We start from the raw sequence: 17,203 nt of genomic DNA, 5'->3' as shown, positions 1-17,203 counted from the left end.
GGTCTATGATCCCACGGGAACGTTTCGTGGCATTGTTCGTGCGGGAGCCGGCCGGGTCGCCGGCGCGAGGGGCCACAGCCATGGTCGAGCAACGATGAACGGCGGGAGCCTTTCGCAGGCCACGCCCGACACGGTCGAAGCCCTCAACCGGCGCGTACAGAAGCTCGAGCGCATCAACGCCTCGCTGATGGCCCATGTCGAGCGGGCGATGGACCAGCAGGGCGGCGCCTACTCGCTGTTTCAGACCGCCATCATGCTGGAGGGGCGCGTCCGCTCGCGCACGGAGGAGCTCACGGCGCTGATGCACAGCCTCGAGCGCTCAAACGAGGCGCTGCAGGCGGCCAAGGAAGAGGCGGAGACCGCCAACCGGTCGAAGACACGCTTCCTCGCGGCGGCAAGCCACGACCTGCTGCAGCCCCTCAACGCCGCGCGCCTCTCGCTCTCGGCGCTGGCCGACCTCTCGCCGAGCCCGGAGGCGCAGACGGTCGCCGGCCAGGTCGAGCGCGGGCTACAGACCATCGAGGACCTGATTAAGACGCTGATCGACATCTCGAAGCTCGATGCCGGCGCCGTGCGCCCGGTGCTGAAATCCGTCCGGCTCCGTGACCTCGTCGCGAATATCGAGGCAAGCTTCCGGCCCTTCGCCGAGCGCAAGAGCCTGCGCCTCGTCACGCGCTGCCACGACGTCTTCGTCGAGACCGACATCGTGCTGCTGCAGCGCATCCTGCAGAACCTCGTCTCGAACGCCGTGCGCTACACCGAGACCGGCGGCGTGCTGATCGCGGTGAGGAAGCGCGGCCCGCGCTGCCGCATCGACGTGATCGATACCGGCCGCGGCATCCCCGAGGCCGAGCAGGCCCTCGTCTTCGAGGAATTCTACCGGGGCAGCAAGGACTCGGATGATCCGGAGGCCGGGCTCGGTCTCGGGCTCGGCCTGTCGATCGTGCAGCGCATGGCCTCCACCCTCAATCACCCGATCGCGCTGCATTCGCGGGTCGGCCACGGCACGCGGATCACGCTGGATCTGCCGAGCGGCAAGGCGAGGCCCGACGCCGGGATCCGCATCATGCCGGTGGCGACCACGCTCACCGGCGCTCGGGTGCTCGTCGTCGAGAACGACGCCTCGACCTCCGAGGCCCTGGTGCGGCTCCTGAAGAACTGGGACGCGCAGGTGAGCGCCCATCGCGACCTCGCGGGCGTCGTCCGGGCACTCGGCGAGGGCATGAAGCGGCCCGACGTGATCATCATCGACTATCACCTCGACGACGGTGCGGTCGGGCTCGACGTGGTCGGTTATCTCCGGCGCACACGGGGCTGGGTCACGCCGGTGATTGTCACCACGGCCGACTACAGCAAGGAGATCGAGCAGCAGGTGATGGAGACGGGAGCCGAGCTCGTCCACAAGCCGATCAAGCCGGCGCAGCTGCGCTCGCTCCTGGCCTACATGCTGGCTTGAGCGGCCGCACTCTGGACGTCATCGGGTCGCGTGTGGCATGGACCGGCAACGGCATGGTTCGACTCCCCATGGGGAACGAAGCCGCATGCGGGCGTGGTGGAACTGGTAGACGCGCCGGACTCAAAATCCGGTTCCGAAAGGAGTGTCGGTTCGATTCCGACCGCCCGCACCACCGTTTTCAGCAGAGCTGATCGATCCGGGCACCGCGCGGCGCCGCCGCAGCCGTCCTCGCACTCTTGAACCCCCTGACCTGGGCCCGGGATTTCCGTCTCGATACGCGTCGGGCTCACACCCGCCCGGGTCCATCGCCCGCCACCGTGCCGGGAATGTTGGCCGATGCCTCGCGGTGCGCGGGATTGGCCGCCTGACGCGGCCTCCAGCCGCCGTTGCGCAGCCGCGCGATCGATGGTCTATCCCTCGGCACTGCCAACGAGAACGAGAGGAAACGCCATGGTTCTGGTCAGCGTGATGTATCCGAGCGGCGCCGGCACGCGCTTCGACATGGACTACTACCTCAAGAAGCACATGCCACTGGTAAGCGAGCGCTGGTCCCCGAAGGGCCTGCACGATTACAAGGTGGTCAAGGGCGTCGCCACGCCCGACGGCAAAACGCCTCCCTATCAGGTGATGGCCTTGCTCCGGTTCGAATCCGCCGAAGCATTCGCGGCCGCGGCTCAGACGGACGGTGCGGAGATCTTCGGCGACATCCCGAACTTCACCGACACGCAGGCCGCCGTGCAGATCAACGAATTCGCGGAATAGCGCGGACAGGCGATGATCGACATCATCCAGCAGCTTCGGGGGAGCAACCCATCGCTCCCCTCGACGATCATCGTGCTGCGGGCCGACTCGCGCGCGCTCGCCGATCCGGAAACCCTGACACCCGAGGCACAGGCCTGGATCGAGGGCCATGCACCCGGCGCCCGGCTCTCTCGAGAGACGGTGCTGCTCGCGCCCTATCCGGGCGCGGCGCCGGCCGAGCGCAAGGTGACCGTGCTCGCTTTCCAGGACTCGCGTCACCTCGCGGGCTTCGCCACCGCCTGGACCGGCGATCCGATCCCCGAGGGTGAGGGCTGACCGGGCGTTCGGCTCTCCTTCCGTCATCGCGAGCGCGAAGCGAAGCAATCCAGGGCCACGCCGGCACCGCCGTTGTGTTGGCCCCGGATTGCCCTGGCTTTGCCGATCGAGGACGAAGCGCCTACGCCGCGCGCAGCTCCTGGATCGTCTGGATCGCGCCGCCGCGCAGCTCGGCGAGGCGGCGGATGAGGGGGACGAGATCGTCTCCAGCATGACAGGCCGCCTCGACCTCGCGGCAGAGTCGCGACAGCCCGACGAAGCCGAGGATCCCGGCGGCCGAAATCATGGCGTGGGCGTCGTGAGCGAGCTGAGCCCGGTCGACAGCATCGAGGCCGTGCGTATCCGTCGCCGCGAAGCGCGCCTGCAGTTCCTCCTCCAGCAACATGAGCAGGGACTGGATGCGGTCCGCACCCATCCGTTCCTTGATGCTGGAGAAGGTCTCCTCGTCCAGGATCGCCTCGCGCGGCCGGACCGCAGCGGGGGCACCCGATGAGGACACGGCCCTGCTTCGCCGGCTGCGCTCATGTGCGACCCAGCGATCGATGGCGGCGTAAAGCTCGCGGCGCTTGAACGGCTTGCCGACATGGTCGTCCATGCCGGCGGCCCGCAGGTCGTCGATCTGCCGGGGCAGCACGTTGGCCGTCATCGCGACGATCGGCACCTGGCCGGCATGGCCCGGCATCTGGCGGATGAGGCGGGTCGCGGTCAGCCCGTCCATACCGGGCATCTGCACGTCCATCAGCACGACGTCGTAGGGGTTCGGGCCGGCCGCCGTCGCGCGTACCGTCGCCACAGCGTCGGCGCCATCCTCGACGATGTCGACGCGGTATCCCTTGATCTCGAGGACGGCGCGGGCGAGCTCCTGGTTGATCTTCACGTCCTCGACGAGGAGCACGCGCACCGGCTTCTCACTCCTGGCCGTCTCCGGCGCCGCGGTCGCGAAGAGGGGAAGCGTCTCCGACGCGAGCTCCGGCACATTGTCGCGCCGCGGCAGGGCCAGGGTGAACCAGAAGGTCGAGCCGACGCCGGGCTGGCTCTCCACGCCGATCTCGCCGCCCATCATCGTCACGAGATGGCGGCAGATCGCGAGGCCGAGCCCCGACCCTCCGAAGCGCCGGCCGATCGAGCCGTCGACCTGGCTGAACCGCTTGAACAGGCGATCCAGCTGTTCCGGTGCGATGCCGATGCCGGTGTCGGACACCGAGAAGCGCATCGCCTCCACGGTTTCGCCCGTCGTGAGCACGCGCGAGCCTTCATGCACCACCGAGAGCGTCACCGACCCCTCGGGGGTGAACTTCACGGCGTTGTTGAGCAAGTTCAGCAGAACCTGCCGCAGGCGGCTGGCATCGCCGAAGACGAAGGCCGGCAGGGCAGGGTCGATCCGGCAGGCGAGCGAGAGCGGGCTCTTCAGGGCGCTGCCGCGCACGATCGAGACGGTATTGTCGATGAGGCCGTGCAGCGCGAACGCGATCGGGTCGAGCTCGAACTGGCCCGCCTCGATCTTCGAGAAATCGAGGATGTCGTTGACGACGGTGAGGAGAGCCGCGCCCGAGCCCTGGATCAGTTCGAGCCGGCGCCGGTCCTCCGGGCTGTGCCGCCCGCTGTCGAGCAGAAGGTCCGCGTAGCCGAGAATGCCATTCAGCGGCGTACGGATCTCGTGGCTCATGGCCGCGAGGAACTCGCTCTTCGCCTCGCTCGCGCGCTCGGCCTCGGCACGGGCGGCCTCCGCCGCCTCGATGGCTGCCTGCAGGGCAGCCTCGGCCTGCTTGCGCTCGGTTACATCGAAGCTGAGGCCGACCATGCGGATCGGCCGGTCGTCGGCATCGTAGAGCACACGGCCGCAGGCATGCATCCAGCGCTCGGAGGCGCCCCCGACGATCCGGTATTCGGCGACGTAGTCGGTATGGCTGTCGGTGGCGCGCTGGACCGCGTCCCAGACGGCGGTCCGGTCCTCGGAATGGACCAGGGCGGTCCAGGCGGCGGCAGGGACGGAGAGATCGCTGTCCTCGGGTAGTCCGTACAGCCGCTGATGCTCGCGATCCAGCGCGACGATGCCGGTCTGCATGTCGTAGTCCCAGGAGCCCGCATCGGCGGCCTCCTGCGCGAGACGCAGCAGGTCGCCTGTTTCCTCGAGCCGCTTCTGCGTCGTGATGATGTCGTCCACGTCGAGGGCCGTGCCAAGCCATTCCGCGGCCGCGCTATCCTCGGACTGCGCGATCGGGATCATCACGATCCTGTGCCAGCGATAGACCCCGTCATGCCGCCGCAGGCGGACCTCGACGTTGAACGGCTGTTCTCCGGACCGCGATTCCAGCCAGGCGGCGTCCAGCCGCCCGAGATCGTCGGGATGGGCGCAGCGGCGGCGATCCCTGCGCGACCGGCCGATCGGCCCGTAATACGCGTTGAAGCAGGCGTTGGTGTAGGTCGCCGTGCCGTCCTCGGTGCGGGCGGCCCAGACGAGCATGGGGAGCGCATCGGCCAGAACCCGGTAGCGCGCCTCGCTGCGCGCGAGCGCCGCCTCACTGCCCTTGCGCTCGGTGATGTCGAGGATGGTGCCGAACAGGCCGGTGACGTCGCCCTCCGGCCCGGTCTCGCAGATCCCGCTCACCGCGACGTCGCGGCACTCGCCGTCGGGGCGCACGATCTTCGCCTCGAAGGCGAAGCCGGCGCGGTCCTGCACCGCCGCCGCCACGAGCGCGCTCACCCGCTCGCGGTCGTCGGGATGGTAGATCTCCGCGATGGACTGGGCGAGCGGGGCCACCGGCGCGTCGGTGTCGTGACCGAGGATGCGATAGGTGCCGTCCGACCAGACCATCCCGCCATCCGCGATCGCGGCCCGCCAATGGCCGACCTGGGCCATCGTCTCGGCCAGCGTCAGCAGGCGGTTCGCGTCGGCGAGCGCCGCCTCGCGCATCCGCAGCTGCGAGGCCTGGGCCTCGATGACCTGCTCGCGGGTCTTTCGGGCTTCGGCCTCGCGCTCGCGCAGGGCGTTCGCCTCGTGCAGGCGCAGATGCGCGACCACGATCTCGGCCAGGTCGTGCAGGGCCGCGATATCCTCCTCGGAAAAGCTGCGCGGTGCCGTATCGATCAGGCACAAGGCCCCGACGCGGATGCCGGAGCGCAGGATCAGCGGCGCGCCGGCATAGAACCGAAGATTCATGGCGCCGGTGACGAGGGGATTGGACGCGAAACGCGGGTCGCGGCTGGCATCGTCGACGACCAGCACCGCATCGCTGCGAATGGTGTGGTCGCAGAAGGCCACCGAACGCGGCAGGTTCTGGATGCCGAGGGGGCACTCGGTTTTCAGCCACTGCCGGTCGGCATCGATGAGCGAGACCAGGGCAATGGGCACGCCGAACAGGCGCTTGGCCGTGCGGCAGACCGCCTCGAAATGCGCTTCTGAAGGCGTGTCGAGAATCTGCAGGGCGCGCAGAGCGGCCAGACGCTCCGCTTCGACCGACGGACACCTGATCAAATGACAAAGCCCCCCGGGCAGGACGACCCGGCCCGCAATTCAAGGTTGTTGGAGTAGCCGTCGATGAGATCTAGTTAACCGTCGTTAATACGGGGTTAAATGCTCGTTCCCGTCCTCTGCGGAATGCCCTCGGCGCGACAGCCAGTGCAGGCGTGCGGCCTCCAGGCCCCAGACCATGCCGAGCATCATGTAGACGTGGCGCCATTTCTCGATGTCGATCTGCACGGCCTGCAGGAAGAACATCATCAGGGCCGGCCAGACGATCTGGGCATGCGCGCGGAACGGCGTGTCCCGGCTCATGAGCCGGAACCCGATGAAGGCCGTTGCCAGCACCAGCACGATGAACGTCGCGCCGCCGAGCCAGCCGCCATTGGCGAAGCTGCCGATATACGAGTTGTGCGGCTCCAGCTTGAAGATCAGGCGCCAATGCATCGGGCCCATGCCGAACGGCATCTCCAGAAGCAGGGCCATGCCGCGGAGCTGATTGCCGAACCGCCCGGTCTCGCCCTCATCGTAGTCCTGGGTCACCGAGGCGCGGGCCTCGAACATCTTGTGGACCTGGTCGATCGAGAGCAGCCCGATCACCGCGACGATGCCGATGGCGAGGGTGACGAGGCTCAGCGCCACGATCCGGCGGCGTAGCCGGGCCGAGGCGCTGGTGCGGTAGACCGAGAGGATCATCACCCCGGTCGCCACCACCGTCCCACCCCAGGACCCTCGGGAGAACGACAGGAAGATTCCGGCGAGGATGATCAGCAGCGCGACAAAGGCCATCACCGGCCGCCGTGTCGTGCCGGTGAGCAGCCTGTGCATCAGGTAGAGCGCGCCGAGCGTCAGGAACGAGCCGAACACGTTCGGGTCCTGAAAGGTGCCCGAAGCACGGTCGTATTTGTAGAACAGATCCTCGATGCCGAGGATCTGCAGGTAGCCGATCAGGCCGAGAAAGGCCGAGAACACGCAGCTCACCGTGTAGGCCTTGAGCGCGAGCTCCATCCGGCTCTCCGTATCGTCGGAGAAGATCATCGCGAACATGATGCTCGTGAGCACGAGATAAACGAGCTGGATCGTCCAGGTGACGGGAAACGGCTCGGCCAGATACGGCATCAGGCTCGTCCCGATCGCCACGAGGTAGAGCAGCAGCAGGCCGACCAGCGGCATCACCCCGCGATGCAGACGGACGCCGAGCGCCAGCCATAGCGCCATCGTCGGCAGCGCGATCACGTCGTAGGGCGAGGTTTCGGAAAAAGCGAAGCAGGCGAAGAAGATGAAGGCCGCGAGCATGACCTTCGCCAGCCCCCTGAAGGCCGCGAGGACAGGGATCTCGGCCCAGGCGCCAGCGCGCAAGGGCAGGGCTGCGGCCGTGGACGGCATGGCTCGACGCGCTCCGAGGACCGCCCGACGCAACAACCGGAACGGCACCCCGCTTCAGGCACCATCCCGCTCAGACGCGGTCCCGTACAGGCTCGGATCGAACCACCGAATGGTTGAGATTCCCGAAAGGCCGCTAAAACGTTTGACGAGACCGATCGCTGCGGCCCTTGGGAAGGTACGATGACGATCCCGCGCTAATGCGCGGCCGTCTTGCCGGCCAACGCACAATCGTGGTCGAGCAGCCACTCGGCGTGGCTATCCGCAGCCCGATAGGCCAGCAGATAGGCACCCTGAGCCGGGTCCCCTGGCGACGTGCTGACCATGGCGAAGCTCGTCGCGCGCAGATCGTGCAGTCCCGGCAGGCGCGCGAGCTCCGCGAAGGGGTTGAGGCCGTCCAAGGCGTCCGCCGGGACGAGTTTGCCGTAGTACCGCTCGCGCTCGAGCGGGAAGGGCAGGGGATGCCACTCGCTCGTGAAAGCTGTCGCATTCGCACGAAGCGTCGCGCGCACAGCCGGCTGCACGCAGTCGAGATGGATGTGCAGTTGGTCCTGCGAGCGTCCGCCCTGGGAATTCACGGCAAAGGCGACATCGCTGATGTCGAGCCTGCCCTGCAATGCATCGGTGACGAAGTGACGTGCCTGCGTTGCGGCACGCCAATAGGCGGCGCCGGATGTCTGACGCAGCGAGCGATCCTCGAGGCCGACGATCCGCGCGGTCGGCATGACCACGACTTCGGTTTTGAGCAGGGGAGCCTTCAGCACGGCGAAGCCCGGCTGGTCGTGGCCGCCGAGATCGACATGCAGGCAGGGGAACGGTTTGCCGAAGGTCGCCTGGGCGGCGACGCAGGTGCGCGTCACGACCCAGAGCGTATCGCGAGTGACGCCGGCATAGGCCGTGCCTGCGGTCACGACGAGGGCAAGCGAGGCGAGGGCAGCGCGCATGACGCCCTCTACCATCCGCCCGACGTGTTAACACTCCGACTGGACAAGTCGACCATTCAGCTTGACGGCGGATGTGCCTGGCGCCTCACGGCCGGGCCGCAATACCCGATATGTCAGTTGCCGCCCGCCAGGAGGTGTCGCAGTTTCGCTGCTCTGTGGATCGGGCCGGCAGCAGGCTCCCAACGGGCCGAGCATTTCGGAAATTCACGTTCGCCGCATTCCCCGCCGCCGCGGAGGCGCTAGACAACACCTGGAGGAGTTGGGGAGTGATATCCTCAGCTGGAGATCCACCGGCTTATTCGGCATCTTGGAACCGGCCCCGGACATAACCGCGCGAGATCAGGCGGCTGCGCTCCCGAGCACGGCGCTCGGCCTCCATCAGGTCGGAAAGTGCGTCCGTCACGGCACAGCGCAGTGCGAGGCGTGCGTCTCCATGGGTTGTCGTCAGATATGCGGTGACGGTGTCCTCGACCGGACACGAGGGCGGCTCATGCTGCTCTCTCTGCGCATTCCTTGGCATGGATCTGTCCCTCGACTCGGATGAGAACGAAAGAAGAACACGCCATGGACCAAGCGGTTCGGTCAACCGGTGAAATCGCTGTTGGCAGCCGCAGCAGAGCACCGGCCGCCATACCGATTTTCGATCTTGCCAAGCTAAGCCGTTGGCGCGGCTGGCCCAAGCGCGCCGCAAACGTCGGCGCGGCCCGAAGATCCTAAGCCTTACAGCCGAGGAATGCGTTGGTGATCGCTGCGCCGTCCAGATTGCGGCCGATGAACACCACACGGGAGACACGAGGCTCGTCCTCCCGCCAATCGGCCTGCAGATCACCGTCGAGGATCATATGGACGCCCTGGAACACGAAGCGCTTCGGCTCGTCGGGAAAGGCGACGATGCCCTTGCAGCGCAGGATGTCCGGTCCCTGCTCCTGAGTTAGGTTCGAGATCCAGGGCATGAACTTTTCCGGGTCGACCGGACCATCGATCCGCGCCGAGATCGATTGGATCTCGGAGTCGTGATGATGGTGGTGACCCTCCTCCAGAAATTCGGGTTCAACCTCCAGGATACGGGCGAGATCGAAGGCGTTTCGCTCCAGCACGGCATCGAGCGGTACGGCGCAGTTCTGGGTACGATGGATCGTCGCGAAAGGGTTGATGACCCGGATCTCGGCTTCGACACGGTCGAGATCAACCGGCTCGACGAGGTCGGATTTGTTCAGCAGGATCACGTCGGCGAAAGCGATCTGGTTCTTGGCCTCCGGCGCATCCTTCAAGCGGCTCGACAGCCATTTCGCGTCGGCCACCGTGACGACGGCATCGAGCCGGGCGGCTTCGCCAACGTCCTGATCCACGAAGAAAGTCTGAGCCACCGGCGCCGGGTCCGCGAGGCCGGTAGTCTCGACGATGATCGCGTCGAACTTGCCGCGGCGCTTCACAAGACCATCCATAATGCGGATGAGGTCGCCGCGCACGGTGCAGCAGACGCAGCCGTTGTTCATTTCGAACACCTCCTCATCCGCGCCGACGACGAGGTCGTTGTCGATGCCGATCTCACCGAACTCGTTCACGATCACGGCATAGCGCTTGCCATGGTTCTCGGTGAGGATTCGGTTGAGGAGCGTCGTCTTGCCCGCCCCGAGATAGCCAGTCAGCACCGTGACAGGAATCTTCTCCGAGGAGGGGCGCGGGGAATCGGACATGAGGGCTCGTCGGTTTCGTGGCTGACAGAACGGCAGGCGGTCGATGACCTAGGCTGCTGTCATATTGTGTCATCGAGCGCGCGTTAGAAGGCGCAGAACATGCGGCGAACGCATCGCGGCCTGCCGATTTCGCCCGTTCTTCACCGTACTTGCCAGACATCGTCAAGCTTGGCAGTGCAGGGTGTCCGGCGCCGATGCGGGCGATGCATCGAACGTCGCTGTACGGCCTGCCTTATAGAAGCCAGATCAAGCGGTTCTGTGCGGCGGAGCGCGTGGTCCACCTCGCCGACTCGCTCCGATCGACGGCGGCCGCAGCACCATGGTTTTGAGCCCGAGACAATATGGACGCGCGCAAACCCGTTGAGCCCGAGGCGGACCCCGCCCGCGCCTATCTCGCGGAAGGCCGCGAGCGGCCCCGCCGCTCGATGCTGCGTCTCGCCATTCTGCTATCGATCGTCATCGGAGCAGTCGCCGCCATTGCGATCTGGCCGCAGCCGGTCCGCGACCTGGCCGAGAAGGCAGCGGCCCTCGCGCAGAGCGTCATGTCAGGCAAGCGCGAACTCAAGGCGGAGCAGGCCGCCAAGCCGGACGCCAGGATCGCGAACGCGGGCGAGCGCGTGTTCCGCCCGACGAAGGAGCAGCGCAGCGCTCTGCAGATCAAGCCAGTCGCTCCCGGGACCTTCCGGCCGGAATACGCGGCTGAGGGGCGCATCGCGGTCAACGAGGACGACAACGTCCCGGTCACCTCACCCTATTCGGGCCGGGTGAACAAGGTGCTGGCGCGAGCCGGCGACGACGTGAAGGCTGGGCAGGTGCTGCTGACCATCGAAGCCAGCGACATGGTTCAGGCCCAGAACGATTACCAGGGCGCGCTCAACGGCCTCAGCAAGGCGCAGGCGCTTTACAAGCTCGAACAGAACATCGCTATCCGGCAGCAGGAGCTGTTCCAAGCCCGAGCCACCTCGCTCAAGGACTACGAGCAGGCTCAGAACGACGTGATCGCCGCGCAAAGCGACCTCAAGACGGCCGAGGCGACCCTCCAGGCCGTGCGCAACAAGCTGCGCCTTCTCGGCAAAACCGACGAGGAGATCACCGCCTTCGAGAAGGCAGGCCGCATGAGCGCCGAAACAGAGATCCGTGCGCCGATCGCCGGTACCATCGTCCAGCGCAAGGTCGGCGTCGGCCAGTACATCTCGTCGAGCGGCGATCCGCTCTTCGTCATCGGCGACCTCTCCACCGTCTGGCTCATTGCCAATGTGCGCGAGAGCGAGGTGCCGAAGGTGCGTATCGGCCAGGAGATCGACGCGCGTATCGTCGGTTTCCCGCGTACGATCTTCCGGGCCAAGATCAGCTACGTCGCCACCAGTCTCGACGCAGCAACGCGGCGCCTCGGCGTCCGGGCGGAGCTCGACAATCCCGACCGCGCACTCAAGCCCGAAATGTTTGCCAACTTCACCATCACGACGGGCGGCGACCGCTTCTCGCCGAGCATCCCGAGCGCGGCCGTCGTCTACGAAGGAGATCGGGCGCATGTCTGGGTCTCGCGCCGCGACGGTGCGATCGAGGCCCGCGACGTCAAGCTTGGGCTGACCAACGGCGACAACGTCCAGGTCGTCGAGGGCCTGAAGAACGGCGAGGAGGTCGTCACCCGCGGCGCCATCTTCATCGACCGCGCTGCCAGCGGCAGCAACGCGTCCTGACAATCGGACCGAGGGCGCAGCATGAACAGCCTGATCGTCTTCTCCCTGAAGCAGCGTATCCTGATCTTTCTGTTGTTCCTTGCAACGCTCGGGATCGGCTACGCCAGCTATCTGCAGCTCAATATCGAGGCCTACCCCGACCCGGTCCCGCCGTTGGTCGACGTGATCACTCAGGTGCCGGGCCAGTCGGCGGACGAAATCGAACGCTACATCACGATCCCGCTGGAGGTGCAGCTCGCTGGCATCCCGAACGCCACGGTCGTGCGTACCATCTCGCTGTTCGGCCTGTCCGACGTGAAGGTGCAGTTCAACTACGAGTTCACCTACCAGGAGGCGCTGCAACGGGTACTGAACCGGCTGTCCCAGCTGCCGCCACTGCCGAACAACGCACAGCCGCAGATCTCCCCGACGAGCCCCGTCGGCGAGATCATGCGCTATAAGATTACCGGCCCGGCTGGTTTCTCGCCGACCGACCTGAAGACGCTGCAGGACTGGGTGCTACAGCGCCGCTTCAAGGCGATCCCCGGCGTCGTCGACGTCACCGCCTTCGGCGGCAAGGCCAAGGAATACGAGATCGCCGTCGACCTGAACCGGCTCCAGGCCTACGGCCTGACGCTCGTCCAGGTGATCAACTCGCTCAACAACTCGAGCATCAATGTCGGCGGCCAAACGCTGAATGTCGGCGAACAATCGGCCGTGGTGCGCGGCGTCGGCCTGATCCGCGACATGGACGATATCCGCGAGACCATGCTGACGCAGGTCAAGGGCGTCCCCGTGCTGGTGCGCCACGTGGCGGAGGTGCGCGTATCGAGCGCCCCCCGCCTCGGCATCGTCGGACACGACGACCAGAGCGACATCGTCGAGGGCATCGTCCTGATGAGCCGCGGCGGCGAGAGCCTGCCGACGCTGCGCCGGGTCGAGGCCGAGATTGAGCGCATCAACGCCTCGACCATTCTGCCGCCGGGCGTGAAGATCGAGCGGATCTACGACCGCAGCGGCCTGATCGAGACCACGACCCACACCGTGATGCACAACCTCGTCTTTGGCGTGGTGCTCGTGTTCGTAGTGCAGTGGCTGTTTCTCGGTTCACTGCGAAGCGCGATCATCGTTGCCGCGACGATTCCGTTCGCGCTCGGTTTCGCGATCGCCATCCTGGTGATCCGCGGCGACTCAGCGAACCTCCTCTCGCTCGGCGCCATCGACTTCGGCCTGATCGTCGACGCGACCGTGATTATGGTCGAGAACGTGTTCCGGCACGTGGCCGAACCGGACCACAGCGAGGGCCAGACACCGCCCGGCGGCCTCACCGGCCGTCTTGGCATCATCGCCATAGCCGGCTCCGAGGTGAACCGGGCGATCTTCTTCTCGGCTACGATCATCATCGTCGGCTTCTTGCCGCTCTTCACGCTGACCGGCGTCGAGGGCCACATCTTCGGCCCGATGGCCAAGACCTACGCCTACGCGCTGGTCGGCGGCCTCATCGCGACCTTCACGGTCTCGCCAGCTCTCTCCGCACTGATCCTGCCGAACCATGTCGAGGAGCGGGACACGCTGATCGTGCGCGTGATGCGCTGGGGGCACCTGATCATGCTGCGCATGGCGCTGAACCATAAGCTGCTGGCGCTCGGCATCATGATCGCCGTGCTCGCCGCCGCTGGCATCGCGAGCAATACGCTCGGCCTGGAATTTCTGCCGAAGCTGGAGGAGGGTAACCTCTATATCCGTGGCACCATGCCTGGCTCGATCTCGCTCGAGGCGGGCAATGCCTATGTCGAGAAGATCCGTGCCATCGTGCGCGACGTGCCCGAGGTGACCACGGTGCTATCGCACCAGGGGCGGCCGAGCGACGGCACCGACGCGACCGGCTTCTTCAACGTCGAGATCCTGGCGCCGCTGAAGCCCATCGACGAGTGGCGCAAAGGCCTGACCAAGGAAGAGATCATCGCCGATCTCCAGGCAAAGTTCGCGGCTGACTTCCCCGGCATCGAGTTCAACTTCTCCCAGTACATCGAAGACAATGTCCAGGAGGCGGCTTCGGGCGTGAAAGGCGAGAACTCGGTCAAGATCTACGGCACCGATCTCGAGGAAATCACCAAGACCGCCAACAAGATCAAGGCGGTGCTCGCGACCGTTCCCGGCGTCGAGGATCTTGCGGTCTTCACCTCGCTCGGACAGCCGACGGTGCGCATCGACGTTGATCGCCGAAAGGCCGCACGGTTCGGGCTCTCGCCTGGCGACGTCAATACGACCGTGCAGGCCGCCATCGGCGGACAGGCGGCAGGCGATCTCTACGAATACGGCTCGGACCGTCACTTCCCAATGCGGGTGCGGCTGGCGCCTGAATATCGCCGCTCGTTGGAGACGATCCGAAATATCACCATTGGTGCACAGCAGGGCGAAAGCGTCGTGCAGGTGCCGCTCTCCGAGATTGCGAGCGTCGATCTCGTGTCGGGCGCGGCCTTCATCTATCGCGAAGACCAGGAGCGCTACATACCGGTGAAGTTCTCGGTGCGCGGCCGCGACCTCGGCGGCGCCGTGATCGAGGCGCAGCAGCGCGTCGCGAGCGAGGTGCAACTCCCGGCCGGCTACCACCTCGAATGGGTCGGCCAGTTCACCAACCTACAGGACGCAGTGGCACGCCTCACAGTGGTGGTGCCGATCACACTCGCGCTGATCGCGCTGCTCCTCTACGTGAACTTCTCCTCCGTCGTAGACATGGTGCTGACCCTCAGCGTGATCCCGATGGCGATGGTGGGCGGCATCTTCGCCCTCGTGCTGACGGGCACGCCTTTCTCGATCTCGGCGGCGATCGGCTTCATCGCGCTCTTCGGCATCTCGACGATGGAAGGCGTGATCCTGCTCGCCTACTACAACCAGCTCATCGACGAGGGGCAGAACCGCAAGGATGCGGTCTGGAACGCAGCCAACATCCGCATGCGGCCGGTCATGATGACCTGCGTCGCCGCCTGTGTGGGCCTGTTGCCGGCCGCAGTCTCGACCGGCATCGGCTCCCAGGTGCAGAAGCCGCTCGCCCTGGTGGTCGTCGGCGGAATCATCCTGGCGCCAAACCTCATCCTTGTCGTGGTCCCAGTTCTGATCTCGCTGTTCTCCCGCCGTCGTCCACAGCAGGCGGCCGAGGAACGGGGTGGTCACGGACACGCGAGCGCGGCTTAAGGCCCTGACACCCGTGCTGCCCCCGCAACAGGCGTCGCAAAGGCTCGCGCGCAACCGAAGCTTCGCGTTGACTCAGGTCCCTTGCCGGCGCCTGTGCAGTGCGACGCCACGGTGCGTATCGCTGGACAGGGCCATGTCGGGAGCTACGCGGAGATCAGAAAGCCTTCGCTCGACCGTCGCCATTCTGGCGTTGGCCTCGGGGCTGTCCGCCTGCGCCGTCGGCCCTGACTACATCGCGCCCGCCGACCCGGCGGTGTCTAGCTACACCCGAGAGCCGCTCAAGGATCCGCGCGCTGCAAGCGGCATGAAGACCACCCAGGGGGGATCCGCGGACCAGGATTTCGTCAAGGGTGCCGACATTCCCGGCCAGTGGTGGACGCTGTTTCGCTCAAAAGCACTCAACCGCCTTGTGGAAGAGGCACTTGCCAATAACCCATCCCTTGATGCTGCTCAGGCTTCGCTGCGCATGGCGCGCGAGAACGTCGAGGCGCAGAAGGGTACGCTGTTCCCGACGGTCGGCTTCAACGGACAAGGCTCGTACAACAAGGCGTCCGGCGGACAGCTGCAGAGCCCGCTTAACGATCCGACCAAGCTAACCTACAGTCTCTACACGCCACAGGTGCAGGTCGCCTTCACGCCGGACGTGTTCGGGGGAAACCGGCGGCAGATCGAGGGACTTGAGGCGACGGCCGAGAACCAACGCTTCCAGCTCGAAGCCGCCTACCTGACCTTGACCTCGAACGTCGTGCTCGCCGCGATTCAGGAGGCTTCGCTGCGTGCACAGATCGACGCGACGAGAAAGGTCATCCAGGCTCAGACGGACGTGCTGACTCTCTACAATAAGCAGCTCTCCCTCGGACAGATCGCCAGCGCGGACGTTATCCAGCAGCAGGCTCAGCTCTCGGTCTCACAACAATTGCTGCCGCCCCTACAGAAGCAGCTCGCGCAGCAGCGTAACCTGCTCACCGCACTGGTCGGTCGCCTGCCAAGCGACGAGATGAGCGAAACCTTCACGCTGAGCAGCCTTCGGCTACCGACGAAGCTACCCATCAGCCTACCCTCGCGGCTGGTCCAGCAGCGCCCCGACGTGAAGGCGGCGGAGGCCCTTGTGCAGCAGGCCAGTGCCGGCATCGGCGTTGCCGTCGCCAACCGTCTGCCGCAGTTCACCATCAGCGCGAACGGTGGCTCTAGCGCACTGCAGATCGCGAAGCTCGCGACCTCGGCGGCAGGCTTCTATTCGATCGTCGGCACCGTCGCGCAGCCGATCTTCGATGCCGGTACGCTCTACCGCCGTCAGCGTGCCTCCGAGGAGGCGCTGACCGTGGCCCAAGCCCAGTACCGGCAGACTGTCATCACGGCCTTCCAGAACGTCGCCGACACCTTGCGCGCTCTGCAGTCGGACGCTGAAGCTGTGGCAGCAGCAACAGCCGCCGAGAAGGCGACGAGCGAAAGCGTTGGCCTGATCCGCAAGCAGTTCGAGGCAGGTGCCATCAACAGCGCACAACTGCTGATCGGTCAGCAGGCCTACCTCTCAGCACTGGTCACCTCTGCCGGCGCCCGTGCCAACCAGTATTCGGACACCGTGGCCCTGTTCCAGGCGCTTGGCGGCGGCTGGTGGAACCGCATGGACGTCGCGCCGTCGCGGCCCGACAAAGATCCAGCGCCTTTCTTATGAGGCCGTCGGCCTGAGGCAGTCGCCGAGCGCTGTCAAAGTGCTCTCAAAACCTGCTGCGCCGGCAAGAAGCCGCTCCAGGAGAAGGGCACCTTCCAGCGCTGCCACGACCATTCGTGCAGAGGCTGCGGGATCTACGGACATGCGGATGCTTCCGCTTGCCTTACCCTCTGAGAGAACGCGCTCCAGCCAGGCGATGTGTTTGTCGAAGAAGCGGGCGACGTCCGTCCGAAGCGCCTCAGGCAGCGTGTCGAGCTCGACTGCGAGGGCGGCGCACAGGCAACCCAAACCCTTTTCGACACCGGCGAGGTAAAGCCGGCCATAGGCCTCGATCCGCGCGACGCCCTCGTCCGTCTCGACGAGAATCGACGCCAGAGCCTCGTCGTAGCGCGTGTCATAGGCGGCGACGAGAGCGATCGCCAAGTCTTCCTTGGTGCGGAAATGGTGGTGGATGCTTGCCTTCCGAATGCCGACGGCGTCCGCGAGGTCGGCATAGCTGAATCCGGAATAACCGCGCCCTCTTACCAGGACCTCGGCCTGCATCAGCAACTCGCTGCGCGTGTCCCTCATCGTGCGTCGTCTGAGCCCATCGAATGATCAGTATCTCATCGCGCGAAACGCCCCGATAACGAACCGGCCG

12 protein-coding genes and 1 tRNA gene are annotated in these 17,203 nt (G+C 66.0%); 7 read left to right on the top strand and 6 right to left on the bottom strand.

Annotated features, from left to right (window positions below):
• Positions 1-94: 94 nt before the first annotated feature.
• The 4 genes from MGN01_RS03020 to MGN01_RS03005 all read left to right on the top strand — a co-directional run bounded on the left by MGN01_RS03020 (position 95) and on the right by MGN01_RS03005 (position 2,533).
• Positions 95-1,456 carry an ATP-binding response regulator gene (locus tag MGN01_RS03020; RefSeq protein ID WP_147045090.1) on the top strand — a complete coding sequence of 454 codons (1,362 nt, stop codon included), beginning with the start codon at positions 95-97 and terminating at the stop codon, positions 1,454-1,456.
• An 87-nt stretch (positions 1,457-1,543) separates the two neighbouring features.
• Positions 1,544-1,628 (top strand) — tRNA-Leu (locus tag MGN01_RS03015).
• A 278-nt stretch (positions 1,629-1,906) separates the two neighbouring features.
• On the top strand, positions 1,907-2,218 hold the full coding sequence (locus tag MGN01_RS03010) for an EthD family reductase (RefSeq protein WP_147045089.1): 312 nt from the start codon (positions 1,907-1,909) through the stop codon (positions 2,216-2,218).
• A 12-nt stretch (positions 2,219-2,230) separates the two neighbouring features.
• Positions 2,231-2,533, top strand: coding sequence for a hypothetical protein (locus MGN01_RS03005; RefSeq protein WP_147045088.1), 303 nt, complete (start codon positions 2,231-2,233; stop codon positions 2,531-2,533).
• A gap of 121 nt (positions 2,534-2,654) precedes the next feature.
• Here the strand turns inward: MGN01_RS03005 and MGN01_RS03000 are convergent, their stop codons facing one another.
• From MGN01_RS03000 to MGN01_RS02980, 5 genes are all read right to left on the bottom strand, one after another.
• Positions 2,655-6,008, bottom strand: a complete 3,354-nt coding sequence (locus MGN01_RS03000; protein ID WP_373319185.1) for a PAS domain-containing protein — start codon at positions 6,006-6,008, stop codon at positions 2,655-2,657.
• Between the two features lie 84 nt (positions 6,009-6,092).
• Positions 6,093-7,379 carry an O-antigen ligase family protein gene (locus MGN01_RS02995; protein WP_147045087.1) on the bottom strand — a complete coding sequence of 429 codons (1,287 nt, stop codon included), beginning with the start codon at positions 7,377-7,379 and terminating at the stop codon, positions 6,093-6,095.
• Positions 7,380-7,573: 194 nt separating this feature from the next.
• Positions 7,574-8,320 carry a CDP-diacylglycerol diphosphatase gene (locus MGN01_RS02990; protein ID WP_147045086.1) on the bottom strand — a complete coding sequence of 249 codons (747 nt, stop codon included), beginning with the start codon at positions 8,318-8,320 and terminating at the stop codon, positions 7,574-7,576.
• Between the two features lie 295 nt (positions 8,321-8,615).
• Positions 8,616-8,840: a hypothetical protein gene (locus MGN01_RS24070; protein WP_147045085.1), complete on the bottom strand. Its 225-nt coding sequence runs from the start codon at positions 8,838-8,840 to the stop codon at positions 8,616-8,618.
• A 193-nt stretch (positions 8,841-9,033) separates the two neighbouring features.
• Positions 9,034-10,017: a CobW family GTP-binding protein gene (locus MGN01_RS02980; protein WP_147045084.1), complete on the bottom strand. Its 984-nt coding sequence runs from the start codon at positions 10,015-10,017 to the stop codon at positions 9,034-9,036.
• Between the two features lie 341 nt (positions 10,018-10,358).
• Between MGN01_RS02980 and MGN01_RS02975 the strand changes: the two genes are divergently transcribed.
• The 3 genes from MGN01_RS02975 (at position 10,359) to MGN01_RS02965 (ending at position 16,566) form a co-directional block, all read left to right on the top strand.
• Entirely contained in the window at positions 10,359-11,717 is a 1,359-nt protein-coding gene (locus MGN01_RS02975) for an efflux RND transporter periplasmic adaptor subunit (protein WP_147045083.1), read from the top strand.
• Positions 11,718-11,738: 21 nt separating this feature from the next.
• Entirely contained in the window at positions 11,739-14,891 is a 3,153-nt protein-coding gene (locus MGN01_RS02970; protein ID WP_147045082.1) for an efflux RND transporter permease subunit, read from the top strand.
• A 133-nt stretch (positions 14,892-15,024) separates the two neighbouring features.
• Positions 15,025-16,566: an efflux transporter outer membrane subunit gene (locus MGN01_RS02965; RefSeq protein WP_147045081.1), complete on the top strand. Its 1,542-nt coding sequence runs from the start codon at positions 15,025-15,027 to the stop codon at positions 16,564-16,566.
• On the opposite strand, the gene MGN01_RS02960 is transcribed toward MGN01_RS02965, so the two are convergent.
• Positions 16,561-17,133 (bottom strand): TetR/AcrR family transcriptional regulator, encoded by a 573-nt coding sequence (locus tag MGN01_RS02960; RefSeq protein WP_147045080.1) that lies wholly within the window; start codon positions 17,131-17,133, stop codon positions 16,561-16,563. The two genes, MGN01_RS02965 and MGN01_RS02960, sit on opposite strands and share 6 nt — an antisense overlap.
• Positions 17,134-17,203: the final 70 nt, after the last annotated feature.

Source organism: Methylobacterium gnaphalii (assembly GCF_007992215.1).
Classification (GTDB): Bacteria; Pseudomonadota; Alphaproteobacteria; order Rhizobiales; family Beijerinckiaceae; genus Methylobacterium; species Methylobacterium gnaphalii.
Note: the sequence above shows the minus strand (reverse complement) of the source record. Positions and strands in the feature narration are given on the sequence as shown.